At 72.9% G+C, this 25683-nt stretch carries 25 protein-coding genes; 19 read left to right on the top strand and 6 right to left on the bottom strand.

All coding sequences use genetic code 11. The features are described 5' to 3' along the window. The first annotated feature begins 10 nt into the window (after positions 1 to 10). The 10 genes from ACH4D3_RS24025 (at position 11) to ACH4D3_RS23980 (ending at position 10892) form a co-directional block, all read left to right on the top strand. The gene (locus tag ACH4D3_RS24025) at positions 11 to 2038 is read left to right on the top strand and encodes a tetratricopeptide repeat protein (protein ID WP_398325257.1); all 2028 of its coding nucleotides are present in this window, start codon (positions 11 to 13) and stop codon (positions 2036 to 2038) included. Positions 2039 to 2171: 133 nt separating this feature from the next. After that, entirely contained in the window at positions 2172 to 3296 is a 1125-nt protein-coding gene (ald, locus tag ACH4D3_RS24020; protein ID WP_331481935.1) for an alanine dehydrogenase, read from the top strand. Positions 3297 to 3683: 387 nt separating this feature from the next. Next, entirely contained in the window at positions 3684 to 4814 is a 1131-nt protein-coding gene (locus ACH4D3_RS24015) for a ParA family protein (RefSeq protein WP_161270009.1), read from the top strand. Continuing rightward, positions 4799 to 5368, top strand: a complete 570-nt coding sequence (locus ACH4D3_RS24010; RefSeq protein ID WP_174855160.1) for a hypothetical protein — start codon at positions 4799 to 4801, stop codon at positions 5366 to 5368. The genes ACH4D3_RS24015 and ACH4D3_RS24010 overlap by 16 nt, the downstream gene beginning before the upstream one ends. 18 nt (positions 5369 to 5386) lie before the next feature. Then, on the top strand, positions 5387 to 6514 hold the full coding sequence (locus ACH4D3_RS24005) for a segregation and condensation protein A (protein WP_398325253.1): 1128 nt from the start codon (positions 5387 to 5389) through the stop codon (positions 6512 to 6514). 107 nt (positions 6515 to 6621) lie between these two features. Continuing rightward, a complete protein-coding gene (gene scpB, locus ACH4D3_RS24000) occupies positions 6622 to 7191 on the top strand; it encodes an SMC-Scp complex subunit ScpB (RefSeq protein ID WP_398325352.1) in 570 nt (189 codons plus the stop codon). Next, a complete protein-coding gene (locus ACH4D3_RS23995; protein WP_398325250.1) occupies positions 7191 to 8306 on the top strand; it encodes a pseudouridine synthase in 1116 nt (371 codons plus the stop codon). Before scpB ends, ACH4D3_RS23995 begins: the two co-directional genes overlap by 1 nt. A gap of 93 nt (positions 8307 to 8399) precedes the next feature. Then, a complete protein-coding gene (locus ACH4D3_RS23990) occupies positions 8400 to 9119 on the top strand; it encodes an NUDIX hydrolase (protein WP_398325248.1) in 720 nt (239 codons plus the stop codon). Continuing rightward, positions 9116 to 10135: an ADP-ribosylglycohydrolase family protein gene (locus ACH4D3_RS23985; RefSeq protein WP_398325245.1), complete on the top strand. Its 1020-nt coding sequence runs from the start codon at positions 9116 to 9118 to the stop codon at positions 10133 to 10135. The genes ACH4D3_RS23990 and ACH4D3_RS23985 overlap by 4 nt, the downstream gene beginning before the upstream one ends. Before the next feature lie 4 nt (positions 10136 to 10139). Further along, the gene (locus ACH4D3_RS23980; RefSeq protein WP_398325242.1) at positions 10140 to 10892 is read left to right on the top strand and encodes a DNA polymerase beta superfamily protein; all 753 of its coding nucleotides are present in this window, start codon (positions 10140 to 10142) and stop codon (positions 10890 to 10892) included. On the opposite strand, the gene ACH4D3_RS23975 is transcribed toward ACH4D3_RS23980, so the two are convergent. Together ACH4D3_RS23975 and ACH4D3_RS23970 are read right to left on the bottom strand one after the other, a co-directional pair. Then, entirely contained in the window at positions 10818 to 11579 is a 762-nt protein-coding gene (locus tag ACH4D3_RS23975) for a DNA polymerase beta superfamily protein (protein ID WP_398325240.1), read from the bottom strand. The genes ACH4D3_RS23980 and ACH4D3_RS23975 overlap by 75 nt on opposite strands. Positions 11580 to 11601: 22 nt before the next feature. Beyond that, on the bottom strand, positions 11602 to 12000 hold the full coding sequence (locus ACH4D3_RS23970; RefSeq protein WP_398325238.1) for a Rieske (2Fe-2S) protein: 399 nt from the start codon (positions 11998 to 12000) through the stop codon (positions 11602 to 11604). Between the two features lie 169 nt (positions 12001 to 12169). Here ACH4D3_RS23970 and aroH point away from each other — a divergent pair, with 169 nt between their 5' ends. From aroH to der, 5 genes are all read left to right on the top strand, one after another. Further along, a complete protein-coding gene (gene aroH / locus ACH4D3_RS23965; protein WP_398325235.1) occupies positions 12170 to 12532 on the top strand; it encodes a chorismate mutase in 363 nt (120 codons plus the stop codon). Continuing rightward, entirely contained in the window at positions 12529 to 13614 is a 1086-nt protein-coding gene (locus ACH4D3_RS23960) for a prephenate dehydrogenase (protein ID WP_398325232.1), read from the top strand. The genes aroH and ACH4D3_RS23960 overlap by 4 nt, the downstream gene beginning before the upstream one ends. A gap of 113 nt (positions 13615 to 13727) precedes the next feature. Next, complete coding sequence (cmk, locus tag ACH4D3_RS23955) at positions 13728 to 14423, top strand: (d)CMP kinase (RefSeq protein ID WP_398325229.1); 696 nt, start codon at positions 13728 to 13730, stop codon at positions 14421 to 14423. Further along, positions 14420 to 15082: a 1-acyl-sn-glycerol-3-phosphate acyltransferase gene (locus ACH4D3_RS23950; protein WP_003977065.1), complete on the top strand. Its 663-nt coding sequence runs from the start codon at positions 14420 to 14422 to the stop codon at positions 15080 to 15082. The genes cmk and ACH4D3_RS23950 overlap by 4 nt, the downstream gene beginning before the upstream one ends. A gap of 74 nt (positions 15083 to 15156) precedes the next feature. Next, positions 15157 to 16635, top strand: a complete 1479-nt coding sequence (gene der, locus ACH4D3_RS23945) for a ribosome biogenesis GTPase Der (RefSeq protein ID WP_398325226.1) — start codon at positions 15157 to 15159, stop codon at positions 16633 to 16635. Between the two features lie 62 nt (positions 16636 to 16697). Here der and ACH4D3_RS23940 read toward each other — a convergent pair whose 3' ends face one another. Both ACH4D3_RS23940 and ACH4D3_RS23935 read right to left on the bottom strand, forming a co-directional pair. Then, a complete protein-coding gene (locus tag ACH4D3_RS23940) occupies positions 16698 to 16991 on the bottom strand; it encodes a hypothetical protein (RefSeq protein WP_003977067.1) in 294 nt (97 codons plus the stop codon). Positions 16992 to 17064: 73 nt separating this feature from the next. Further along, entirely contained in the window at positions 17065 to 17862 is a 798-nt protein-coding gene (locus ACH4D3_RS23935) for a hypothetical protein (RefSeq protein WP_388526837.1), read from the bottom strand. A 410-nt stretch (positions 17863 to 18272) separates the two neighbouring features. On the opposite strand from ACH4D3_RS23935, the gene ACH4D3_RS23930 reads away from it, so the two are divergent. Both ACH4D3_RS23930 and ACH4D3_RS23925 read left to right on the top strand, forming a co-directional pair. Next, positions 18273 to 19121, top strand: a complete 849-nt coding sequence (locus tag ACH4D3_RS23930) for a hypothetical protein (RefSeq protein WP_398325223.1) — start codon at positions 18273 to 18275, stop codon at positions 19119 to 19121. A 345-nt stretch (positions 19122 to 19466) separates the two neighbouring features. Then, positions 19467 to 19682, top strand: a complete 216-nt coding sequence (locus ACH4D3_RS23925; RefSeq protein ID WP_398325220.1) for an I78 family peptidase inhibitor — start codon at positions 19467 to 19469, stop codon at positions 19680 to 19682. Positions 19683 to 19726: 44 nt separating this feature from the next. On the opposite strand, the gene ACH4D3_RS23920 is transcribed toward ACH4D3_RS23925, so the two are convergent. Then, positions 19727 to 20749, bottom strand: coding sequence for a phosphatase PAP2 family protein (locus ACH4D3_RS23920; RefSeq protein WP_398325217.1), 1023 nt, complete (start codon positions 20747 to 20749; stop codon positions 19727 to 19729). A 252-nt stretch (positions 20750 to 21001) separates the two neighbouring features. Then, positions 21002 to 22192, bottom strand: a complete 1191-nt coding sequence (locus tag ACH4D3_RS23915; protein ID WP_398325214.1) for a glycosyltransferase family 39 protein — start codon at positions 22190 to 22192, stop codon at positions 21002 to 21004. 259 nt (positions 22193 to 22451) lie between these two features. On the opposite strand from ACH4D3_RS23915, the gene ACH4D3_RS23910 reads away from it, so the two are divergent. Next, positions 22452 to 24056 (top strand): MFS transporter, encoded by a 1605-nt coding sequence (locus ACH4D3_RS23910; protein WP_398325211.1) that lies wholly within the window; start codon positions 22452 to 22454, stop codon positions 24054 to 24056. A 421-nt stretch (positions 24057 to 24477) separates the two neighbouring features. Then, positions 24478 to 25671, top strand: a complete 1194-nt coding sequence (locus tag ACH4D3_RS23905) for an acyl-CoA dehydrogenase family protein (RefSeq protein ID WP_398325208.1) — start codon at positions 24478 to 24480, stop codon at positions 25669 to 25671. Positions 25672 to 25683 lie beyond the last annotated feature (12 nt).

The following is a 25683-nucleotide window of genomic DNA, read 5'->3' as shown; positions in this document are numbered from 1 at the left end:
AGTGTGGCCCGTGACGGATCAGGCGGTGGACACGGACGGCGTACGACTGTCCCAGGACCCTGCTGCGGAGAGCGGGTTCCTGGGCCGCACCCGGGAGCTGAAGGAGCTGCGCGCCGACATCGAGCGCGCCGGGCTCGACACCCTCTCCGGCCGCAAGGCACCTCGCGCGCGCGTGCTGCTCATCGCGGGCCGTCCCGGCTCGGGCCGCACCGCGCTCGCCGAGGAGCTGGCCGCGCGGGTCGCGCACGACTACCCCGAGGGCGTGCTGCGGGCCCGGCTGAGCGAGCCGGACGGCACCCGCGTCCCCGTCGAACGCCTCGCCCGGGAGCTGCTCGCCGCACTGGACCGGACCGCGCCGCCCGGCGCCGACGAGGACGACCTCACCGAGGCCCTGCGCGCCGCGCTCGCCGACCGCAGGGTGCTGCTCCTGCTCGACGCCGTCGCCGACGCCGAGCAGGTCGACGCGCTGCTGCCGGACACCCCGGACTGCCTGGCCGTCGCCGTGGCCGAGGGCCCGCTGACCGGCATCGCGGACGTCCGACCGTGCACGCTGGGCGGCCTGGACACCAAGTCGGCCGTGGAACTGCTCTCCCGCCACACCGGCTCGGTCCGCATCACCGTCGACCCCCGGGCCGCCGAGCAACTGGTCGAGCTGTGCCAGGCCCAGCCCGCCGCGCTGACCCTGGCCGGCGGCTGGCTCGCGGCCCGGCCCCAGGCGGCCGTCGCGGACCTCGCCAAGCACGTGCACGCGGAGAGCGACGAGTCGGGCGCCCTCGGCCGGGTCTTCGGCCTCGTCTACGCCTCCCTGCCCAGCACCGCCGCCCGCATGCTCAGGCTGCTCTCCCTCGCCCCGGCGGGCCTGGTCGACCCGCACACCGCCTCCGCGCTCGCCGGCTGCTCGGTGAGCGGCGCCCGCACCACCCTGGACGACTTCGTCGCCCACGGCCTGCTGCGCGCCGTCGACTCGGCGCTGCCCGAGTACGAGGTCCCCGGATGCCTGCACGGCCGGCTCGGCGCCCTGGCCCGCAAGCACGACCGGCCCGCCGAGCTGCAGCTGGCCCGTGCCCGCATGCTGGAGCGGACCGTGCGGCTGCTCCAGTCCTGCCGGGCGGTCACCGAGACCGACAGCCCGCAGGCCCGCGAGAAGCTCCTCGGCACACCGCGCGACCTGCGCTTCCCGCACCCCAGGGCCGCCGCCGACTGGCTGCGCGCCCGGCGCCCCGCCCTGCTGGCGGCGGCCCGCCTCGCGGTCGCCGACGGCGAGCTGGACACCCTCGCCCGCAGGCTCATGTCCCAGCTGGTGCGGGCCATGGTCGCCCACTTCGGCACCCGGGCCGCGGCCCCCGACCTGTACGGGATCCACCGGCTCGTCCTCGACGTGGCCGAGCGCCGCGAACTGCCCCGGGAGCAGGCGGCGGCCCTGCTGAACCTGGCCGACCTGGACGCCCGCACCGGCCGTACCGCCGAGGCGCTGGTGCGCTACCGGGCCGCGCTGGACGCCGGACGGGAGGCGAACGACCCGTACGCGACCGGCCGCGCGATGGAATCCGTGGGCGGCGCCCATCTGGAGCTGGGGGACTACGACCGGGCCGCCGACTGGTTCGGCCGGGCCCTCGCCGAGCGCCTCGCCCGGGACGAGCGCGCCGACGCCGCCCGGGTCTACGGCCGGCTCGCCACCGCCCACACCTACGCCGGACGCTACGGCGAGGCGGTGCGCGCCTGGCGCGCGGCGGTGGCCGGACACCGCAAGGCCGGCGACGTGGCCGCGCACGCGCGGGCGCTGTCCGAGCTGGCCCGGGTCCAGGAGTACGCCGGGCGGCCCGAGGAGTCGCTGCGCACCTGCCGGGAGGCGGTCGACTGGGCCCGCCGGGCCGAGGACGTACGGCTCCAGGCCGCACTGCACCTGCGGCTCGCCGACACGCTCGACCGGCTCGGTGACCCCGCCGCGGCGGGACTGGAGCGGGGCGCGGCCGAACGGATGCTGAGGGAAGATCCCGCAGACGCCTGCGAAATCCGCAGCGCAATGTCTGAAGATTAGTGCTTTGAAAGGCTAGACAGACGGAACACCTTCATTAAACTGGCTCTGCCGCACGTTCTCCTGCGGTCTCTCCCGGTGTGCCCGCGCTTGAGCGGGTATGCCTTGTAATAGCCCATCCTCTGAGCCAAGGACCGTGATCCACGTGAAGGTCGGCATCCCCCGCGAGGTCAAGAACAACGAGTTCCGGGTGGCCATCACACCCGCCGGCGTGCACGAGCTGGTGCGCCACGGTCACCAGGTCGTCGTCGAGCGCAACGCCGGCGTCGGCTCCTCGATCCCCGACGAGGAGTACGTCACGGCCGGTGCGCGGATCCTCGACACCGCCGACGAGGTCTGGGCCACCGCGGACCTGCTCCTGAAGGTCAAGGAGCCGATCGCGGAGGAGTACCACCGCCTGCGCAAGGACCAGACGCTCTTCACCTACCTGCACCTGGCCGCCTCCAAGGAGTGCACGGACGCGCTCATCGAGTCCGGCACCACCGCCATCGCCTACGAGACGGTCGAGCTGCCCAGCCGCGCGCTGCCGCTGCTGGCCCCGATGTCCGAGGTCGCGGGCCGCCTCGCCCCCCAGGTCGGCGCCTACCACCTGATGGCCGCCAACGGCGGCCGCGGTGTGCTGCCCGGCGGTGTCCCCGGTGTGCTCGCGGGCCGCGCCGTCGTCATCGGCGGCGGCGTCTCCGGCTGGAACGCGGCGCAGATCGCCATCGGCCTGGGCTTCCACGTCACCCTGCTCGACAAGGACATCACCAAGCTCAAGGAAGCCGACAAGATCTTCGGCACGAAGATCCAGACCGTCGTCTCCAACGCCTTCGAGCTGGAGAAGGCCTGCCTGGAGGCCGACCTCGTGATCGGCGCCGTGCTGATCCCGGGCGCCAAGGCCCCGAAGCTGGTCACCAACGAGCTGGTGTCCCGGATGAAGCCCGGAAGTGTCCTTGTCGACATCGCGATCGACCAGGGCGGCTGCTTCGAGGACTCCCACCCGACCACCCACGCCGAGCCGACCTTCCCGGTCCACAACTCGGTCTTCTACTGCGTCGCCAACATGCCCGGCGCGGTGCCCAACACCTCCACCTACGCGCTGACCAACGCCACGCTGCCGTACATCGTGGAGCTGGCCAACCGCGGCTGGGCCGAGGCGCTGCGCCGCGACCCCGCGCTGGCCAAGGGTCTCAACACCCATGACGGCAAGGTCGTTTACCGGGAGGTCGCCGAGGCGCACGGCCTGGAGCACGTGGAGCTGGCCTCGCTGCTCGCCTAAGTCGTCAAGCGGTAAAGGCGATACGTCAACAGACGCCGTCAACGCCACACACCCGGCCGGACCTTGCCCGACAAGGTCCGGCCGGGTGTGTGTATGGTCACTTTGCGATTCTCGGTCAACTCGCCTCGAACGTAACGCTTCAACCGATTCGCGCACCGGTGAAACCTGCTGTGCGACGGCCGTACGCCCTTGACAGAGGGATGTTTCATTGCCGACACATCGGGCCGGGTCCGGCGGATTGTGTTGCTGCGGACGGCCGACACGCCATAGAGTCGCCGAACGTCGGCATGGTGCCACGCTGACCTGTCTAGAAGTTCCCTGGTCACCAAGGAGGTAAGACGACTTGTGAATGAGTCGACATTTACTCCCGGGGGTGGTCAACCAGGAATGCCGACACGGACCCACGGTCCCGGGCGTCTCGAGGCTGTCGGCTCCGTAGCTGTACGCACGTCCGCAGCCGACCACCACAGTCCGCAGGCAACTCGGACAGCACACATGAGTATGGATGGCCAACACGTGAACGCCATGGCCGGCGACGGAAGTGGCGCGCCCCGCAACCACTTCGCCGACTACGACGAACTGCCCGAGGGGCACTTCTACGACCCGGACGCGGAGTACGAGCCGGATCCCGAGTACGCCGCCACGCTCGCGCCCGACGCGGCCCGACAGCGCCGTGAGCGCATCGGCCCGACCGGACGCCCGCTGCCGTACTTCCCGATCCCGGGCCCGCTGACCGACCACGGCCCCGCCAAGATCATCGCGATGTGCAACCAGAAGGGCGGCGTGGGCAAGACCACGTCGACCATCAACCTGGGTGCCGCGCTCGCCGAGTACGGGCGCCGGGTGCTGCTCGTCGACTTCGACCCGCAGGGCGCGCTGTCGGTCGGACTCGGCGTCAACCCGATGGAGCTCGACCTCACCGTCTACAACCTGCTCATGGAGCGGGGCATGGCGGCCGACGAGGTGCTGCTGAAGACCGCGGTCCCCAACATGGACCTGCTGCCCAGCAACATCGACCTGTCGGCGGCCGAGGTGCAGCTGGTGAGCGAGGTCGCGCGCGAGTCCACCCTGCAGCGGGCGCTGAAGCCGCTGATGGACGACTACGACTACATCGTGATCGACTGCCAGCCCTCGCTCGGCCTGCTCACGGTCAACGCGCTGACCGCCGCGCACAAGGTGATCGTGCCGCTGGAGTGCGAGTTCTTCGCGCTGCGCGGTGTGGCGCTGCTGACCGAGACGATCGAGAAGGTCCAGGAGCGGCTCAACCCCGACCTGGAGCTGGACGGCATCCTCGCCACGATGTACGACTCGCGCACCGTGCACAGCCGTGAGGTGCTCGCGCGGGTCGTCGAGGCGTTCGACGACCACGTCTACCACACGGTCATCGGGCGCACGGTCCGCTTCCCGGAGACCACGGTCGCCGGAGAGCCGATCACCACGTACGCGTCCAACTCCGTCGGTGCCGCCGCCTACCGCCAGCTCGCCAGGGAGGTGCTCGCCCGGTGTCACGCCGAGTGAGTCTGCCGGGGGCCGACGAACTCTTCCGTACGACAGGGGGAACGGCGCTCCAGGCGTCCACCCCGCGGCGACCGGCGGGCGGCGAGGCCCGGGTGCCGGCCCCGGCGGGGGAGAGCGACCAGGCCGCCGCCGAGGACGCACCGCAGTCGGTGCCCGCGCAGGGCGGTGACGGCGAGGGCGCGGAGCACGCCGCGGCGGACGCGGAACCGGGCTCGGCGGGCGAGTCGCGCACCCGGGGCACGGAGCGCTCCGCACGCGGCTCAGGGCCCGGTACGGGCGCGCAGGAAGGTTCTGCCGCCGACCGGCCCCGCAAGCGCGGCAGGGCCGCGGCACGGCGCCCCAGCGGGCGTGAGCGCCACGACGAGAAGATCACCGTGTACGTCTCCGCCGAGGAGCTGATGGACCTGGAGCACGCCCGCCTGGTGCTCCGCGGCGAGCACGGCCTGGCCGTCGACCGCGGCCGCATCGTCCGCGAGGCGGTCGCCGTGGTCCTGGCCGACCTGGAGACCCGCGGGGACGCCAGCATCCTCGTACGACGGCTGCGCGGGCGCTAGCGGTAGCCTGCGGGGGCCATGACCTCGAACGACGCCCCCCGCCCCGACCGCGGCCCGCGCCCCGGCCGCCGGCGTGCGCTGGGCAGGGGCCCGGGGGCGCCGGCGGCTCCACCGGTCCCCGAGGAGACGCCCCCCGGCGACGGCGCGCCCGGCACCGCCGAAGCGGCGCCCGCCGAACAGGACCTCCGGGAGACGGTGGCGCCGGACGCGGAGGAGTACGACTCCGGAACGGAACCGGACCCCGCCGGACCCTCCGAGGTCGTTTCCGCCGTGGAGCCGACCCCCGTGCCGGAACAGGCGCCCGGGGCCTCGGACGACGCCTGTGACGACCCGGGCGACGGTGTCTTCAAGGTGCGGCTTGCCAACTTCGAGGGGCCGTTCGACCTGCTCCTCCAGTTGATCTCCAAGCACAAGATGGACGTCACCGAGGTCGCGCTGTCGAAGGTGACCGACGAGTTCATGGCGCACATCCGGGCGATGGGGCCGGACTGGGACCTCGACCAGACCACCGAGTTCCTGGTGGTCGCGGCCACGCTGCTCGACCTCAAGGCGGCCCGGCTGCTGCCCGCCGCCGAGGTCGAGGACGAGGCCGACCTGGCCCTGCTGGAGGCCCGCGACCTGCTCTTCGCCCGCCTGCTCCAGTACCGCGCGTACAAGCAGATCGCGGAGATCTTCAACGACCGGCTCGCGGACGAGGCCCGCCGCTACCCCCGTACCGTCGGCCTGGAGGCCCACCACGCCGAGCTGCTGCCCGAGGTCGTCATCAGCATCGGCCCCGAGGGCTTCGCCAAGCTCGCCGTGAAGGCGATGCAGCCGAAACCCAAGCCGCAGGTGTACGTCGAGCACATCCACGCGCCCCTGGTCAGCGTGCAGGAACAGGCCGGGATCGTCGTCGCCCGCCTGAAGGAGCTGGGCGAGGCCAGCTTCCGCGTGCTGGTCCAGGACACCGAGGACACGCTGACCGTCGTCGCCCGCTTCCTGGCCCTGCTGGAGCTGTACCGGGAGAAGGCCGTCGAGCTGGACCAGGAGACCGCGCTCGGCGACCTCCTGGTCCGCTGGACGGGCGGCGACGGGGAGGCGCAGCCGTCGGTGACCGACGAGTTCGACCGGCCGCCCGAGGCGCCGAAGGAGGAGCAGAAGGCGTGAGTGAGCAGACCACGGAGGCGGAGAGCGCCGAGAGTGCCGAGGAGGCCGAGGGCGGGCCGGACGGGGTCGCGGCGCTCGACCTCAAGCCCGCGCTGGAGGCCGTCCTCATGGTCGTCGACGAGCCCGCGACCGAGGAGCAGCTGGCGAAGATACTGCGGCGGCCCCGGCGGCGGATCGCGGACGCCCTGCGCGAGCTGGCCGACGAGTACGCCGTGCAGGGCCGCGGCTTCGAGCTGCGTCTGATCGCGGGCGGCTGGCGCTTCTACAGCCGCCCCGAGTACGCCGCGGCCGTCGAGGGCTTCGTCCTGGACGGCCAGCACGCCCGGCTCACCCAGGCCGCCCTGGAGACCCTGGCCGTGGTCGCCTACCGCCAGCCGGTCAGCCGCGGCCGCGTCTCCGCGGTGCGCGGCGTGAACTGCGACGGCGTGATGCGCACCCTCCTGCAGCGGGGTCTGGTCGAGGAGGCGGGCACGGAACCCGAAACAGGTGCGATCCTGTACGTGACGACGAACTACTTCCTGGAGCGGATGGGCCTGCGCGGCCTGGACGAGCTCCCCGAGCTCGCGCCCTTCCTCCCGGAGGCGGAGGCGATCGAGGCCGACACGCTGGAAGGGGTCCCGTCGTTCGATCCGGACGCCCCGGATGCCGGGGACGCAGACGACAAGACGGAATTTTGATGCGAAGCAGCAGCGGCAGGAACAGCAGCGGAAACAACGGCGGGAGCCGTGGTGGCAACAGCGGCGGCCGCGGCGGGAGTGGCGGTGGCCGCGGCAACTACCGCGGCGCCGGCAACAACCGCGACGACAAGCAGGGCGGCCGTCCCAAGAAGCCGCGCCCGGAGGAGCGGCGCTACGACGTGGGCCCCGGCGCCACCCAGGACGGCCCGAAGTCGGGTCGCGGACCCTCGGCCCGCGGCGGTGCCAAGGGCGGCCCGAAGCGGCCCCAGCAGCGCGGCCGCAGCGCGCCCGCCACGTCCCGCGAGTACGAGACGCGGGCCGAGGAGCGCAATCGCGAGCGTTACGCGGGCAAGAAGGACGTCAGGCCGCCCAAGACCTTCCCCGGCGCCGAGCAGGAGGGCGAGCGGCTGCAGAAGGTCCTCGCGCGCGCGGGCTACGGCTCCCGGCGCGCCTGCGAGGAGCTGATCGAGCAGGCCCGGGTCGAGATCAACGGCGAGATCGTCCTCGAGCAGGGCCGCCGCGTCGACCCGGAGAAGGACGAGGTCAAGGTCGACGGCCTGACCGTCGCCACGCAGTCGTACCAGTTCTTCTCGCTCAACAAGCCCGCCGGTGTCGTCTCCACCATGGAGGACCCGGAGGGCCGCCAGTGCCTCGGCGACTACGTCACCAACCGTGAGACGCGCCTCTTCCACGTCGGCCGGCTCGACACCGAGACCGAGGGCGTCATCCTGCTCACCAACCACGGCGAGCTGGCCCACCGACTGACCCACCCGCGGTACGGCGTGAAGAAGACCTACCTCGCGCACATCGTGGGCCCGATCCCGCGCGACCTCGGCAAGCGCCTCAAGGACGGCATCCAGCTGGAGGACGGGTACGCGCGCGCGGACCACTTCCGGGTCGTCGAGCAGACCGGCAAGAACTACCTGGTCGAGGTCACCCTGCACGAGGGCCGCAAGCACATCGTCCGCCGGATGCTGGCGGAGGCGGGCTTCCCCGTCGACAAGCTGGTGCGCACCGCCTTCGGCCCGATCACCCTGGGCGACCAGAAGTCGGGCTGGCTGCGACGTCTGTCCAACACGGAGGTCGGGATGCTGATGCAGGAGGTCGACCTCTAGACCGACCGCCGGGCGATCCCTGCCCCTGCGAGGCTTGTGCCGACCGGCCACCCCCTTTTATAGTCGTAGTGACTATTAAGGGGGTGGCCGGTCGTGCACGGCTACGACAAGCACGCTTTCGAACCCTTCGCCGTCACCGTCGATCTCGCCGTCCTCACCCTCCGCGCGGGCGCGCTGCACGCGCTGCTCGTCGAGCGGGGACAGGAGCCGTACGCGGGCCGCTGGGCACTGCCCGGGGGCTTCCTGCTGCCCGAGGAGTCGGCGGAGACGGCGGCCCGGCGCGAGCTGGCCGAGGAGACCGGCCTGGCGGACGTGACCGGGCTGCACCTGGAACAGCTGCGGACCTACAGCGAACCGGGCCGCGACCCCCGCATGCGGGTCGTGTCCGTCGCCTTCGCCGCGCTGCTCCCGGACCCTCCCGAACCGCACGGCGGCGGTGACGCGGCCGAGGCCCGCTGGGTGCCGTACGACAAGGCCCAGGGCCTCGCCTTCGACCACGACCGGATCCTGGCCGACGCCCGGGACCGGGTCGGCGCCAAGCTGGAGTACACCTGCCTGGCCACCGCCTTCTGCCCGGCCGAGTTCACCCTCGGCGAGCTGCAGCAGGTCTACGAGACGGTGTGGGGCACGGCCCTGGACCGGCCCAACTTCCGCCGCAAGGTCCTCGCCACCCCCGGCTTCGTCGAGCCCGTCCCGGGCGCCGCCCGCCTGACCGGAGGCCGCGGCAAACCCGCCGCCGTGTACCGCGCGGGACCGGCCGCCACCCTGCACCCACCGCTGCTCCGCACCCCTCGGGAAGGACGCCCCGCATGACCACCACCGGCACCAAGCGCGCCGCCACCGGAGCGCTCACCGGCCTCGCCCTCGGCGACGCGCTGGGCTTCCCCACCGAGTTCAACGACGTCCCCTCGATCCTCGCCAAGTGCGGCCCCTGGCGGGAGATGGCGCTGCCCCGGCCCGCGATCGTCACCGACGACACCCAGATGACGCTGGCGCTCGGCAAGGGGCTGCGGACGGCCATGGACCGGGGGCTGCTCGGACCCAAGCGCATGGAACGGCCGGTGCGCGAGGAGTTCGTCGACTGGTACCAGTCGCCGGAGAACAACCGCGCGCCGGGCAACACCTGCCTCAAGGCCTGCAACCTCCTCAAGGTCCCGGACCGCCTCTGGCAGGACGCCAGCCAGATCCACTCCAAGGGCTGCGGCGCCAACATGCGCGTCGCACCGGTCGGACTCGTCCCCGGCCTCAGCGACGAACAGCGCGCGGGCGCCGCCCAGTTGCAGTCCGCGCTCACCCACGGCCACCCCACCGCACTCGCCGCCTCCGACCTCACCGCGCACGCCGTACGGCTGCTCGCCGAGGGTGCCGAGCCGACCGGCCTGGTCGGGCTGCTGCGCTCGTACGCCTACGACAACCGCGGCCGCTACCACGAGCGCTGGCTCGGCGACCTGTGGAGCCGCGCCCAGGACCCGACGCCCGAGCACTTCATCGCGCGCGGCTGGGACGAGTGCCTGGCGATCCTCGACCGGCTCCAGGAGGCGGTGCGCACCGTCTCGCCGGAGACCGACCCGTGCCTGGCCGTCGGCGAGGGCTGGATCGCCGAGGAGGCCATGGCGGCCGGGCTGCTCTGCTTCCTGCTCTTCGTCGACGAGCCGCTCACCGCCCTGCGCCGCGGTGCCTGCACCTCCGGCGACTCCGACTCCATCGCCTGCCTCGCGGGCGCCTTCGCCGGTGCGCACCTGGGAGCCGACGCCTGGCCCGCCGACTGGGCGGACCGCATCGAGTACCGGGGCGACCTGCTGGCCCTCGGAGCGCTCTGGGACGCTTGAGCCCATGATCGACGCCCTCGACATCGACCTGGCCCCGGTGGTGGCCGAGCAGCCCTTCCCGGTGCTGTTCGCCACCGTCTCCGGCGCCCACCTCTACGGCTTCCCCTCGCGCGACTCCGACGTGGACCTGCGCGGCGTGCACCTGCTGCCCGCCGCCGACCTGGTCGGGCTGCGCGAGCCGGAGGAGACCAGGTCGCGGATGTGGGACCGGGACGGCGTCGAGATGGACCTGGTCACGCACGACCTGCGCAAGTTCGTACGCCTGATGCTGCGCCGCAACGGCTACGTCCTGGAGCAGCTGCTGTCGCCGCTGGTCGTGCACACCACCGACGCGCACCGGGAACTGGCCGGACACGCCCCAGGGGTCCTCACCAGCCACCACGCCCACCACTACCGGGGATTCGCGCAGACCCAGTGGCGCCTGTTCGAGAAGACCGGCGAGCTGAAGCCGCTCCTGTACACCTTCCGGGTGCTGCTCACCGGCGTGCACCTGATGCGCACCGGCGAGGTGCAGCCCCATCTGCCGACCCTCGTCCAGGAGGTGGACGCCGCCCCGGTGTACCTGACCGAACTGGTCGCCGCCAAGGCCGAGCGGGAGCACGGCGACGCCGGTGTCGACCACGCGCGCGTGCGGGCCGACGTGGACCGCCTGCACACCGTGCTGGACGAGGCGCAGGCCGCGTCAGTGCTCCCCGACGCCCCGACCGCGTACGACGCCCTGCACGACTTCGTCGTACGGACCCGGCTGGAGCGCTGAGGCCCGGCGGGCGCGGACCAGGAAGTCCTCCACGCGGCGCCGGTCCGGCTCCCCGGGCAGCGGGCTGCGCGCGGCGGCCTCCTCGCCCTCCCGCGCCAGACGTGTCATCCGTGCCTCCACCTCGGGCCAGGGCACCTCGCCGCGCTTCACGGCGAGAAGGGACTCCCGCGCCTCGCCGACGTCGATCGTCAGGACGCCCGTACGCAGCAGGTCGCGGGCGCCGGCCAGCAGCCGCAGCAGGTGCATCGCGTGCTTCCAGCGCGGGGCGCCGTGGGTGCGCACGTCGGCGTCGAGCTTGCGGCGCTGGCCGTGCGCGTAACGGGTGAACGTCTCGTGAACCCGGCGGGAGAGGAACGCCTCGCGCAGGGCGAGCAGTTCGCGGCCCGTGTCGTCCACCGACTCCACGAGCGGGGAGTGCAGGCACTCCAGGATGTTCGGGTTCGCCCGCAGCGCCAGCTCGCAGAAGCGCTCCAGCTCCCAGCTGAACTGCTCCTCCGCGGGGCCCTCCACGTGCGTCGGCGGCTTCTCGAAGCGCCAGAACAGCGCGGTCGGCGCGAGGAAGACACCCCGGCGGTCCGTGTCGCTGTCCTCCGTCGCCAGACCGAAGGCGCGCGAACCCATGACACAGGCGTAGACCGTGTGGTCGCGGACCAGGGTCTGGTGGCTCTCGGGGGCTTCGGGGCGCATGGCGGGAGCGTACGCGGGCCGCTCACGCCAGGCGGACCGAATTTCCCTCCACCGTGATCTCCTTCCCGGGCAGCGGCTCCGTGGCCGGACCCCGCACCACCGAGCCGTCGGCGACGGCGAACCTGCTGCCGTGGCAGGCGCAGTCGATGGTGCCGTCCCGCACGTCCGACACGATGCAGCCCTGATGGGTGCAGACCGCCGAGAACGCCTTGAACTCGCCCTGCCGGGGCTGGGTCACCACGATCTTCTCGTCGGTGAGGATCTTGCCGCCGGCGACCGGGACGTCGCCCGTCCGCACCAGCTCCTGCCCCGGCGAGGCGCCCGAGGAGTCGTCGCCGCCCCCGCCGCAGCCCACGCAGAGCGCCGCCGCGCCCGCGCCCGTGCAGAGGAGGACCGTGCGGCGGGTCGGGATCTGGGTCATGTCGCAACTCCGGGGGAGGGAGGTTCGGGCCGCCGTCAGCGTCTCAGGAGACGGGCGCCGCGGGCCGGTACGCGGCGGGCTGACTACGCTGGACGGACCAAGAACCGGTACACACGTCGGCAACATCAGCAATATCAGCAACGTCGGCCACATCAGCAAGGAGCATCGCGTGGCGGTACGAGCGGTCCGGGGCGCCGTCCAACTGGAGCGGGACGAGGCGGGGCACATGGACGAGCAGGTCGCGGCCCTGCTGACCGCCCTCATGGAGCGCAACGGCCTGACGGCCGACGACCTGATCAGCCTGTGGTTCACCGCCACCCCCGACCTGCACAGCGACTTCCCGGCCGCCGCGGCCCGCGGCCTCGGCATCACCGACGTGCCGCTGATCTGCGCCCAGGAGCTGGACGTCGAGGGCGCCATGCCCCGCGTCGTCCGGGTCCTCGCCCACATCGAGTCCGACCGGCCCCGCGCCGGGATCGCCCACGTCTACCTCGGCGCCGCCGCGGCCCTGCGCAAGGACATCGCCCAGTGAGAACCGCACTCGTCATCGGCACCGGCCTCATCGGCACCTCCGCCGCCCTCGCCCTCACCGAACGCGGTGTCACCGTCCACCTCGCGGACCACGACCCCGAGCAGGCCCGCACCGCGGCCGCGCTCGGCGCCGGCACCGACGAGGCCCCGGACGGGCCGGTCGACCTCGCCGTCGTCGCCGCACCGCCCGCGCTGGTGGCCGACGTGCTCGCCGACGCCATGGCCCGCGGTGTCGCCCGCGGCTACATCGACGTGGCCAGCGTCAAGGGCGGCCCCCGGCGGGAGCTGGAGGCGCGCGGGCTCGACCTCTCGGCGTACATCGGCACCCACCCCATGTCCGGCCGGGAGAAGTCCGGCCCGCTGGCCGCCACCGCCGACCTCTTCGAGGGCGGCCCCTGGGTGCTGACCCCCACCCGGGACACCGACACCGAGGTGCTGAACCTCGCCCTGGAGCTGGTCTCGCACTGCCGCGCGGTGCCCGTAGTGATGGACGCGGACGCCCACGACCGCGCCGTGGCCCTCGTCTCCCACATGCCCCACCTGGTCTCCAGCATGGTCGCCGCGCGCCTGGAGCACGCCGAGGAGGCGGCCGTACGGCTGTGCGGGCAGGGCATCCGCGACGTGACCCGGATCGCCGCCTCCGACCCCCGGATGTGGATCGACATCCTCTCCGCCAACCCGGGGCCGGTCGCCGACCTGCTCACCGACGTCGCCGCCGACCTGGAGGAGACGGTACGGGCCCTGCGCGCCCTGCAGTCCACCGACGAGGACAAGCGCCGCGAGGGCGGCACCGGCATCGCCGAGGTGCTGCGGCGCGGCAACGCCGGACAGGTCCGCGTCCCCGGCAAGCACGGGTCGGCCCCGCGGTCCTACGAGACGGTGGCCGTCCTCATCGACGACCAGCCCGGCCAGCTGGCCAGCATCTTCGCGGACGCGGGACGGGCCGGGGTCAACGTCGAGGACGTACGGATCGAGCACGCGACCGGGCAGCAGGCGGGTCTGGTGCAGCTGATGGTCGAGCCGAGGGCCGCCGCCGTCCTCACGGCGGCCCTGAAGGAGCGGGGCTGGGCGATCAGGCAGTGATCGCGGGGCGCCGGACGCCTGTCGGAGGGGTTCCCGCGGCCCGGTAACCTTGTGCGGGACGCGCTCGCGTCCCGCACACCACCCACCGCACCGCACCAGGAAGGTGTCCCCTCGTGGAAAACGGCGCCGCCCCGACCGCCCCGGCCGTGATTGTCGCCATCGACGGCCCCTCCGGCACGGGCAAGTCGAGCACGTCCAAGGCCGTGGCCGCACAGCTCGGGCTGAGCTACCTGGACACCGGTGCGCAGTACCGGGCGATCACGTGGTGGATGGTCAGCAACGGCATCGACACCGACGACCCGCACGCCGTCGCCGCCGCGGCCGGCAAGCCCGAGATCGTCTCCGGCACCGACCCGGCCGGCCCGGCCATCACGGTCGACGGCGTGGACGTGGCCGGGCCGATCCGCACCCAGGAGGTCACCTCCAAGGTCAGCGCGGTCAGCGCCGTACCGGAGATCCGCGCCCGGATCACCGAGTTGCAGCGCACCATCGCCGCCGCCGCGCCGCTCGGCATCGTCGTCGAGGGCCGCGACATCGGCACCACCGTGCTGCCCGACGCCGACCTGAAGATCTTCCTCACCGCGTCGGCGGAGGCCCGCGCCGCCCGCCGCAGCGGCGAGCTGAAGGGCGCCGACGTCCACGCCACCCGCGAGGCCCTGATCAAGCGGGACGCGGCCGACTCCAGCCGCAAGACCTCCCCGCTGGCCAAGGCCGGCGACGCGGTCGAGGTGGACACCACCGCCCTCACCCTCCCGCAGGTCATCGAGTGCGTCGTCACCCTCGTCGAGGAGAAGCGGGCCGGGAAGTGACCGCATCCTCCGCCGCGCCCGCCCCCTCCGAGAAGGGTGCCGAGGTCGGCCGGCGCATCGGCGTCGGCCTGATGTACGGGCTGTGGAAGCCGCGCGTGCTCGGCGCCTGGCGGGTGCCCGCCACCGGCCCGGTGATCTACGCCGTCAACCACGCGCACAACATCGACGGCCCGATGGTCATGGGCGTGGCGCCCCGGCCGACGCACTTCCTGATCAAGAAGGAGGCGTTCGTCGGCCCGCTCGGACGCTTCCTGACCGGCATCGGCCAGCTGAAGGTGGACCGCCACTCCGCCGACCGCGCGGCCATAGGGCAGGCGCTGGGCGTGCTGGCCGACGGCGGCGTGCTCGGCATCTTCCCGGAGGGCACCCGGGGCGAGGGCGACTTCGCCTCGCTGCGCGCCGGACTGGCGTACTTCGCGGTGCGCAGCGGCGCGCCGATCGTCCCGGTCGCGGTGCTGGGAAGCACGGACCGTCCCGGACGGTTGATAAAGGCGCTGCCCCCGCTGCGCTCCCGCGTGGACGTCGTCTTCGGCGACCCCTTCGACGCGGGCGACGGCAGCGGGCGGCGCACCCGCAAGGCGCTGGACGAGGCCACCGAACGCATCCAGAAGCAGCTCACCGCGCACCTGGAAAACGCCAGGCGCCTCACCGGGCGCTGAGTGACACTTGAGTAGTGGATCACCCGGTACAGGGGTGTTCCACCGATCACCACGATGAACGAGGTACGGACTTCATGAACGACTACATCCACCCCGAGGGCTCGGGCGGGGAGCACGACCACGGGGCGCTCGGCGACGCCGAGTACGCGCAGTTCATGGAGCTGGCCGCCGAAGAGGGCTTCGACATTGAGGAGGTGGAGGGCGCGATCGAGGAGGCCGGGCACGGCCCGCTGCCCGTCCTCGCCGTCGTCGGCCGCCCCAATGTCGGCAAGTCGACCCTCGTGAACCGCATCATCGGCCGCCGCGAGGCCGTCGTCGAGGACAAGCCCGGCGTCACCCGCGACCGCGTCACCTACGAGGCCGAGTGGGCCGGGCGCCGCTTCAAGGTCGTCGACACCGGCGGCTGGGAGCAGGACGTCCTCGGCATCGACGCCTCCGTGGCCGCGCAGGCGGAGTACGCCATCGAGGCCGCCGACGCGGTCGTCTTCGTCGTGGACGCCAAGGTGGGCGCCACCGACACCGACGAGGCGGTCGTCCGGCTGCTGCGCAAGGCGGGCAAGCCCGTCGTGCTGTGCGCCAACAAGGTCGACGGCCCGAGCGGCGAGGCCGACGCCTCCTACCTGTGGTCGCTGGGCCTCGGCGAGCCGCACCCGGTCTCCGCGCTGCACGGCCGCGGCACCGGCGACATGCTGGACAAGGTCCTGGAGGCCCTGCCCGAGGCCCCGGCGCAGACCTTCGGCACCGCCGTCGGCGGCCCGCGCCGCATCGCCCTGATCGGCCGCCCCAACGTCGGCAAGTCCTCACTGCTGAACAAGGTGGCCGGCGAGGAGCGCGTCGTCGTCAACGAACTCGCCGGCACCACCCGCGACCCGGTCGACGAGCTGATCGAGCTGGGCGGCGTCACCTGGAAGTTCGTCGACACGGCGGGCATCCGCAAGCGCGTCCACCTCCAGCAGGGCGCCGACTACTACGCCTCGCTGCGCACCGCCGCCGCCGTCGAGAAGGCGGAGGTGGCCGTGATCCTCATCGACGCCTCCGAGTCGATCTCGGTCCAGGACCAGCGGATCGTCACCATGGCCGTCGAGGCGGGCCGCGCGATCGTCGTCGCCTACAACAAGTGGGACACCCTCGACGAGGAGCGCCGCTACTACCTGGAGCGGGAGATCGAGACGGAGCTGGGCCAGGTGGCGTGGGCGCCGAGGGTCAACGTCTCGGCGCAGACCGGCCGGCACATGGAGAAGCTGGTCCCGGCCATCGAGACCGCCCTAGGCGGCTGGGAGACCCGCGTCCCGACGGGCCGGCTGAACGCCTTCCTCGGCGAGCTGGTCGCCGCCCACCCGCACCCGGTGCGGGGCGGCAAGCAGCCGCGCATCCTCTTCGGCACCCAGGCGGGCACCAAGCCGCCGCGGTTCGTGCTCTTCGCCTCCGGCTTCATCGAGGCGGGCTACCGGCGCTTCATCGAACGCCGGCTGCGCGAGGAGTTCGGCTTCGAGGGGACGCCGATCCACATCTCGGTGCGGGTGCGCGAGAAGCGCGGCGCGAAGAAGAAGTAGGAAGCAGCGTGAGGGGCGCCCCCCGGCCGGGGGGCGCCCCTCACGCGTCGCTCGTCCGGCGGTCAGGTACCGGACCGCGGGGCCGGTGGCAGCGCCGCCGGGACGTGGTGCGTGCCACCGACGCGCTGCCACACCGACTGCTGGCCGACGCGGGCGCTCTGGGCCCCCGCACTGTAGGCGCTGTAGCCGCCTCTGCCGCGCGGGATGCTCCGGAAGGCCGTGAATCCCAGCTCCTCCTCACCGCTGCGATCGCCCGGCAGCGATCGGAAGGACCTGACGTACTCGGCGTAGAGCGCGTCGTAGATCGGCGTGGCCGAGGGGCCGCCGTGGCGGTGGAAGGCGTCGTATGCGTACACGTATGTCCAAACGACCCCGCGCAGGAAGGGATGCGGCCCGGGTGACGGCCGTCCGGCAGCCGACCGGACGGGCTCAGGTTCCCGCCAGCGGCAGCGCCGCCGCGACCAGCTGTCCGTTCGCCGCCGCCTTGTCCAGCGCGTCCCGCAGCAGGTCCTCGCGCGGCTGCCGGCCGATCGAGCCGACGGGCGCGGCGAACATCAGCACCTGCTGGTGCTTGTTGGCCGCCGTACGCCAGCCCTCGGTGACCTGGAGCGGCTGGTGCGCCTGCCACCAGGCCACCGGCCGGCCGCCGTTCGTCCCGGGCTGGAGCACCGCGTGCAGCTGGCCCATCGCGAGCAGCACCGACCAGCCGTGCAGCACGGCCGGGGTGGACGCCAGCTCGGTGACCGGCATGAAGCCCTGCTCGATCAGCAGCGGCAGGAAGTCGTCACCGGCGCCGGACGTGCCGGGCCGCGCGATGGGAGCGGTCGGCTCCACCACGAGGGCCGGGTGCAGCTCCCCGGCGATCAGGATCAGCCCGCTGGTCACACCGAGCACGGCCTGCTCGGGCGCGGCCTTCTCGGGGGCCGCGGGAGCGGGCTCGGAGCGGGCCTGGTCGGCGCTGATGGACCGCACCGCCCCCTGGAGCTGCTCCTCGGTGACCTTGACGACCTGCGAGGGCAGGCAGCCCGCGTGGGCGAACGCGAGCACGGCGGTCTCGTCCCCGATGAACAGGACGGTGCTGGTGCGCTCCTGCTCGCAGTCGCCCGGGGTGCGGCAGGACGTGCAGTCGTAGCTGCCCGGGGCGGACTCCCCGGCCAGCAGGCGGTCGGCTTCTTCGTCGCCGATCTCGGCGCGTACGTCGTCGCTGACGTCGAGCATGCGCGGCACGGGTGGCTCCCTCGGGATGCGGTGCGTGGCCGGACCGGGTGGCTCCCGGGCCGTGGTCCGGGCGGGTCCCCGGCTCATGCAAGGACAACGGGGGATCAGTGGCGGGAGTCACGCCCCACGGCCGACGGAATCGAACCATGCCGCGCTCGCGATCACCCGGGGGCCGCGAGCGTCGCCGCATGCCCAAGTGGGCTGTGGCAGACCGGGGTTGGGTTGCCGGAGCGGGTCGGACCGTCCTGCCCGCGAGTCGACAAATCAGGAAATCAGCGAATGAACTGGGTGACTGAAAAGGGAGTGCTGCCGGGCGCTCGCACCCGTCGTGACCACATCGCAATCGGACACGGACAACCAGAAGGCAGGGTTCCGGGTCTAACCGGACGACGACAAGTCCATGGGAGGAACCGCACCGCATGACGCCGCCGCCCCCGCCGGCCGCCCCGCTGCGCGCCGACTGCATCGGCGACTCCGCGGGCGGTCTGACCTTCGACGTCGCCGCGCGCGGAAACACCGGGGCGGCGCTGCTCGTCCTGCGCCGCCGTACCGCCGGTGCCCTCGACGGCATGGGAGAGACGGTCAGCCTGCCGCTGGCCCCGGCGGCGGAGGGCCGGCTGCGCGCCGCGCTGCCCAGCAGCGTGTCCCTGCCCGAGGGCCGCTGGGACGCCTACGCCCTCCTCTCCGGCGGCGAGCCGCGACGCCTGGTGCCCGGCGTCACCGACCTGCGCTCCCTCGCCGAGCGCACCCCCAGCGGGCTGCTGGGCCACGTCGCCGTCCGCATCCCGTACGCCACCCGGCAGGGCAACCTCACGGTCCGCAGCTGGCTGCGCGCCCCGCACGCGGAGGCGGTGGAGCTGCGCCTGGCGAGCGGCGGCCTGACCGTGGGCGGACGGGTGTACGGCACCCAGCTCGTGCCCGGGGCGGACGCCGAGCTGCGCGCCCGGCCCGGCGGCGGAGCGGGCGGCGAAGACGGCGGCGGTGTACGCCGGGTGCGCGTCACGGGCGAGCGGACGGAGTTCGCCTTCACCGTGCCCTACGACGGCCTGGCGCCCGGCGTCTGGGACCTGTGGCTGCGCCCCGCCGGAGACGCCGGTCCGGTGGTGCGCCTCGCGCGGCTGCTGGACGACGTCGCCGACAAGAATCCGGTCTTCACCTTTCCCCGCGCTCGGGTGCGGACGCCCCACGGTCCGGTGGAGGCCGGGCCGTACTACACCCGGGACAACGACCTGTCGCTCACCGTCAGCCCGCTGGACGCCGACGCCTGACCGGGTGTCCGATGTTCGATTCGTGTAAGTGATCCGCGGGCCGTTCCGCAAGGGTGTGCGCGTGTGTTCGGGAGTGTTCGGGTATGGAATGCGGGGCCCTGGCGAGGGTGCCCCGAAGCCTTTTGCGTCGGCGCCCGCCGCGCTTTCTCCGGCCGGTTGCCGCGAGATGCAGAAATAGGTCTCGGCCGCTTGTGGAACGCATGCGAAATCGTCCGTCCGTGTGAACGGGTTCCAGTAAAACGCGCCTCATGATCTTGTGACAGAAATGTGACCGTAGAGTGTGTGCGTGGCCCGTGTTACCGGCCTGGGCTTCCCCGCTCCGGGGGCAGGGCATAGCGTGGCGGCATGGCACCGATTCCGACACCTCCCGCCGAGCCGCAGGACAGTCCGGAGACCTACGTCGGCCTCGATTCCGACGCGGCCGAACGGCTGGCGCGGGAGCGGGGCTGGTCGACGGTGCGGTCACTGGCGCCGGGCACGGTCATCACCATGGAGTACCGGGTGGGCCGCCTCAACTTCGAGGTGAAGGACGGCCGGGTGTCCCGGGCCTGGAAGGGCTAGGGCCCGGAGTCGTCGGACGGACCCGGGGCAGCCCCGGAGACCCGTCAGCCGCCCGACAGGGGCCGTGCGGCGGGGGTCGTGTTGCGCGTGTGCCGGTCGGTGTGCGGCGGTCGGCGGCTGCCGGCCGGGGTGACCGGCGTACGGTCCGAGCGGGCCGTGTGCGGGCCCGGCGCCAGGTGCGCCGGAGCCCGGGCGGTGCGCGGCGCGGCGACCGGCTCGCGGGCCGGTGCCTCGGGCCTGCTGCCGGAGCCGGGCGGGGTGACGGGCACGGGCGGGCCGAGCGGCCGCTTCGTGGTGCTCCGGCGGTCGCGACGGGCGTACCAGCGGTCGCGCAGACCGAGGATCCACGCCTCCGCACGGGTGATCAGCGGCTCGAACCAGGGAAGCGCCAGCAGGATCAGCAGGCCCGCCACCCAGCCCAGGAGCACGTCGCTGAGCCAGTGCGTACCGAGGTAGACGGTGGACATGCCCACCCCGAGCGAGGTGACCGCGGAGACCGCGGACAGCCAGCGCCGGGTGCGGTGCGTCGAGGCCAGGTAGGCGAGGATGCCCCAGGTGACGACGGCGTTCGCGGTGTGACCGCTCGGAAATATATCGCCGCCGAGCCACATCTCGTTGGCGCCGATCGTGGTCGCGTAGTGCGGTCCCAGTCGCCCCATGCCGTACTTGGCGGCGCCGACCGTGACGTTCAGCAGGAGCAGTGAGACGCCCAGCGCCAGCAGCGGACGCAGGGTGTGCTGCCGCCAGGAGCGCCAGCCGAGCCAGGCCGCGACCATCACCGCGGTGGGGCCGCGCTGGCCGAGCACCACGTAGTAGTCGACGAACGCGTGGATCTCCGGCCACTGCTGATAGGGCCGGAAGAACATGACCTGCCAGTCGAGCCGGACCAGCCACGAGGTGATCACTACGGCCCACACGATCGCGATGTAGAACGCGAGGGTCCCGGCGAACAGCGCGATCCTGTGCCGGGACATCTCCGGCACATCCAGGAGCGCCGGTCGTTCCGGCTCCCGGTCCAGTCTCGCGAACACCCGGTCCAGACGGGTGGGCTTCCGTTCGGTACGCACCCAATCGACGTTACAGCGAGTGAGGAGTGATCCCGGCCGAATCAACGGGTTTGTGATGACGATGTGATGTGGGATTCCTCTCAGGCGGCGCCCTATTTCCGGGTAATCCGCAATCCCGTCCGGCCGTGGACTTCAATTCCTTTGATCTGTCCGGCCGACGGTTTTATCGTGCTTATGAATTCGTTCACCGAATGCTGGCACGGAATTGTCCCGCCGGTCACCGGGCGTACTCCGTCGGCCGGGGCGGGCCGGTCAGGGCGGGCCGGAGCCGTTCAGCCAGAACGCCCCGTACACCGCCGCCGCCACCGCGACACCGCACACCACCGGCGCCGACCTGGCGGTGCGCAGCCGGGCCAGGCCCACGGCCAGGGGGAACAGCAGCGGGAACGCGGGCAGCAGCAGCCGGGGCTTCGAGCCGAAGTAGCTCGACGCGCACAGGGCGAGCAGGGTGACGAGCCCCGCGTACACCAGCAGCGGGAGCGGCTGGCGCTGCCGTACGCACACCACGTACAGCCAGACCAGGAGCGCGACCCCGACGATCAGCCCGACGCCCGCCAGGGCCGCCGGGAACGACGTGAACTTGGCGGCGACGAACCGGGCGAAGGCCGCGCCGCCGTCGAAGCCGTTGCGCCAGCCGGCCTGTACGTCGAGATAGCCGAGCGGGCCCTTGCCGGTGCGGTGGCCCACCCACAGGACGTAACCGGCCGCCCCCAGCGGTGCGAGCAGCATGCCGAGCACGCGCCGCGCGCCCGGAGTGCCGCCCGCGCCGGGCACGCAGCCCTCGCGGCGGCTCCGCGCGAACGCGGTGATCGCGGCCGCCCACACCGCCGCCGTCACGGCGAGCCCCACCGGGCGGGTCAGCCCGGCCAGCGCGGCCAGTGTCCCGGCCGTCACCCAGCGCCCGGTCAGCACCGCGTACAGCGACCAGGCGGCCAGCGCCGTGAACAGCGACTCGCTGTAGGCCATCGACTGCACGACGCCGACCGGCAGTACGGCCCACAGCAGCACCGCGCACACGCCGACGCGGCGGTCGTAGACGTGCTCCGCCACCGCGAAGATCCCCCAGGCCGCGGCGAGCGAGGCGAGCAGGGAGACGACGAACCCCGCGTCGGCGTACGACAGGGGCGTCACCGTCGCGCCGAGCCGCTCCAGCCAGGGCAGCAGCGGGAAGAACGCCAGGTTGGAGTGCACGTCGCCATTGGGCAGCCGCACCTCGTAGCCGTACCCCAGTTCGGCGACCCTGGTGTACCAGAGGGAGTCCCAGCGGGCCGTCAGCAGCGTGTACGCGTTCTTGTCGCGCGCGGCACTCCACAGGGCCAGGGCGAGCAGGCCCAGCGCGCGCACGGCCGCGTAGCCGAGGAGCGCCGGGGCGGCCCGGCGCAGGGCACCGGACGGACCCGGGGCGCCCCGGCGGGCCGCGTCGCGCGTTTCAAGATCGGTCACGGGCCCGATTATCCGTCGGCCGCGGGGGCGGGCGTCCCGCCGGGGCGGGCGGCACGGTGGCCGCAGTGGCACACGCCACACGGGTGACGCGGGATGTGTGAGACCCGACACGTGTGCGGTGCCCGGTCTCGCGTACTCTGGCGAGTCACTCGCGTTCCGTTGCACGGCCCGGAGCCCCCCGCTCCTCTCCGGCCGAGCCGCAGGGGAGTCCCCACCCCACGGCCCGCCGGACGCGAGGGAACATCTTGGAGGTACGTGCATGTCCGGGACGACCACGGCTGCCGCCGCGCCACGCCGTCGGGCGGCCGGGGCCGGTGCCAACCGCTGGGTGGTCCTGGTCGTCCTCTGCGTCAGCCTGCTGCTCGTCGCCGTGGACGCGACCGTGCTGCACGTGGCGGTCCCCGCCGTCACCGAGGACCTCCGGCCCGGCGCCATCGAGCTGCTCTGGATCGTCGACGTCTACCCGCTCGTCTGCGCCTCGCTGCTGATCCTCTTCGGCACGCTGGGCGACCGGGTGGGCCGCAGACGGGTCCTGCTGCTCGGTTACGCCCTCTTCGGCGTCGCCTCCGCGCTCGCGGCCCTCGCCGACACCGCCCAGGTGCTGATCGCGGCCCGCGCGCTGCTCGGCGTCGGCGGTGCCATGATCATGCCCGCGACGCTGTCGATCCTGCGGCAGGTCTTCCCCGACCGGCGGGAGCGGGCGCTGGCCATCGGGATCTGGAGCGCCGTGGCCGCGGTCGGCGCGGCGGTCGGCCCGCTGCTCGGCGGGTTCCTGCTGGAGCACTTCTGGTGGGGTTCGGTCTTCCTCGTCAACATCCCGCTGATGCTGGTCAGCCTTCCGGTGGGGCGGCTGCTGCTGCCCGAGTCGAAGGGCGACGGCCGCGGGCCCTGGGACGTGGCCGGCGCGCTGATGGCGGCGGGCGGTCTGTTCGGGGTCGTCCTGGGCGTGAAGCGGCTGGGCGGCGGGGAGCCGGTGGCGAGCCTGCTCACCGTGCTGCCGCTGGTGCTGGGCGCGGCGCTGCTGGCGGGCTTCGTACGGCGGCAGCGGCGGCGTACGTATCCGCTGGTGGACCTCGCGATGTTCCGGCGGCCGGCGTTCAGTACGTCGGTGGGGTGCATCGTGCTGGCCATGCTGGCGCTGGTGGGGCTCGAGCTGATCGCCGCGCAGTACCTGCAGCTGGTGCTCGGTCTGTCCCCGCTGGAGACCGGGCTGCGGCTGTTGCCGCTGACCTTCGCGGCGATGGCGGCGGGGCTCGCGGGTGCGCGGCTGCTGCGGCGCTTCGGGCCGCGGCGGATGGTGTGCGCGGGGTTCTGTCTGACGGCCTTCGCGGTGCTGCTGCTCACGGCGATGGGCCGGGCCGACAACTGCGCGCTGCTGCTGACCGGGTTCGTGCTGCTCGGCTTCGGTCTGGAGACGACGCTGTTCGGGGCGTACGAGTCGATGCTGAGCGAGGCGCCGCAGGAGCAGTCGGGGGGTGCGGCGGCGATCGGGGAGACGTCGTACCAGCTGGGCGCCGGGATCGGCATCGCGCTGCTGGGCAGTGTGATGAACGCGGCGTACGCGCCCGGGCTGACGGGGGGCGTGCCGGGGGTGCCGGGGGCGGCGTCGGTGGCGGCGGGGCATTCGCTGGGGGAGGCGTACGAGGTTGCTGCGCAGCTTGGGGGGCCTGCGGGGGTTGCGTTGCGGCGGGCCGCGGGGGATGCGTTTGTGCACGGGCTGCATGTGACGTTGGTGGTGAGTGCGGGGTTGTTGCTGCTGGGGGCGGTGATGGCGTTGCGGCTGCCGCGGGTGATGCAGTGCGAGGAGGTTTCCGTGCCCGCGCCGCGGGACGCGGTGGAGTCCCAGTCCCGCGTCTCGGTCTGAGCGGGTGGTGTCGCCTGTGGGTGGCTGAGGAGCGGCGGCGGCTGCGGGCCGTTTTCGTGGGTCTCCCACCCACGCACCACCCGTTCACCGTCGGGAGCGGGGTGGACGTTTCCCGTGGGTGGCCGAGGAGCGTCGGCGGCTGCCGCCCGTCATGGGTCCGCTCCCAGAGCCGCGGCACCACGGGCTCGCGCACAGCGCCCCGAGAACTGCCGCCCCGCCTGCCGCGAGCTGCCCACCCCCCACCGCAAGCCGCCGATGGCGGGTCACCCCCGCGGGCGACGTCCGTCTTGGTCCCGGCGGTGAACGGGTGGTGCGTGGGTGGGAGACGGGCATGGTGGACGTGCGGAGCGCCGCATCGTAACGTCGGCAACGACAGCCGTGACTAGCGGCGCTAGTTTTAAGAGTCCCGAAGGGTGTCCCCATGGCCGCGTCCCCGAAGTTGCCCGCGTTCGACCCCGCCGACCCCCTCGGCATCGACGACCTGCTGGAGCCGGAGGACCTCGCCGTCCGGGACACGGTGCGGAGCTGGGCCGCGGACCGCGTGCTGCCGTACGTCGCGGACTGGTACGAGAAGGGTGAGCTGCCCGGGATCCGGGAGCTCGCTCGTGAGCTCGGGGGCATCGGCGCGCTCGGCATGTCGCTCGAGGGGTACGGCTGCGCCGGTGCGTCCGCCGTCCAGTACGGGCTCGCCTGTCTGGAGCTGGAGGCGGCCGACTCCGGCATCCGCTCCCTGGTCTCCGTGCAGGGCTCCCTCGCCATGTACGCCATCCACCGCTTCGGGAGCGAGGAGCAGAAGCAGGAGTGGCTGCCGCGGATGGCCGGCGGTGAGGTCATCGGGTGCTTCGGGCTGACCGAGCCCGACCACGGGTCCGACCCGGCCAACATGCGCACCCGCGCCAAGCGGGACGCCGGTGGCGACTGGGTGCTCAACGGGCGCAAGATGTGGATCACCAACGGCTCGGTGGCCGGTGTGGCCGTCGTCTGGGCGCAGACGGAGGAGGGTATCCGCGGGTTCGTCGTGCCGACCGGCACCGCCGGATTCTCCGCGCCCGAGATCAAGCACAAGTGGTCCCTGCGGGCCAGCGTCACCAGCGAGCTGGTGCTCGACGACGTGCGGCTGCCCGCCGACGCCGTGCTGCCGGAGGTGACCGGGCTGCGCGGCCCGCTCAGCTGTCTCTCGCACGCCCGTTACGGCATCGTCTGGGGTTCGATGGGCGCGGCCCGCAGCTCCTTCGAGGCGGCCGTGGAGTACGCGAAGTCGCGGGAGCAGTTCGGGCGGCCCATCGGAGGCTTCCAGCTGACCCAGGCCAAGCTCGCCGACATGGCGGTCGAACTGCACAAGGGGATCCTGCTCGCCCACCACCTCGGGCGGCGCATGGACGCCGGCCGCCTGCGTCCCGAGCAGGTCAGCTTCGGCAAGCTCAACAACGTACGCGAGGCCATCGACATCTGCCGTACGGCCCGTACGATCCTCGGCGCCAACGGGATCTCCCTCGAATACCCCGTGATGCGGCACGCGACGAACCTGGAATCGGTGCTCACCTACGAGGGCACCGTCGAGATGCACCAGCTGGTGCTGGGCAAGGCGCTCACCGGACTCGACGCCTTCCGGTAGGAGGCCGGGGGT

Source organism: Streptomyces sp. NPDC018026 (genome assembly GCF_044327745.1).
Classification (GTDB): Bacteria; Actinomycetota; Actinomycetes; order Streptomycetales; family Streptomycetaceae; genus Streptomyces; species Streptomyces rubrogriseus.
This window is presented reverse-complemented; position numbering and strand designations above follow the sequence as displayed.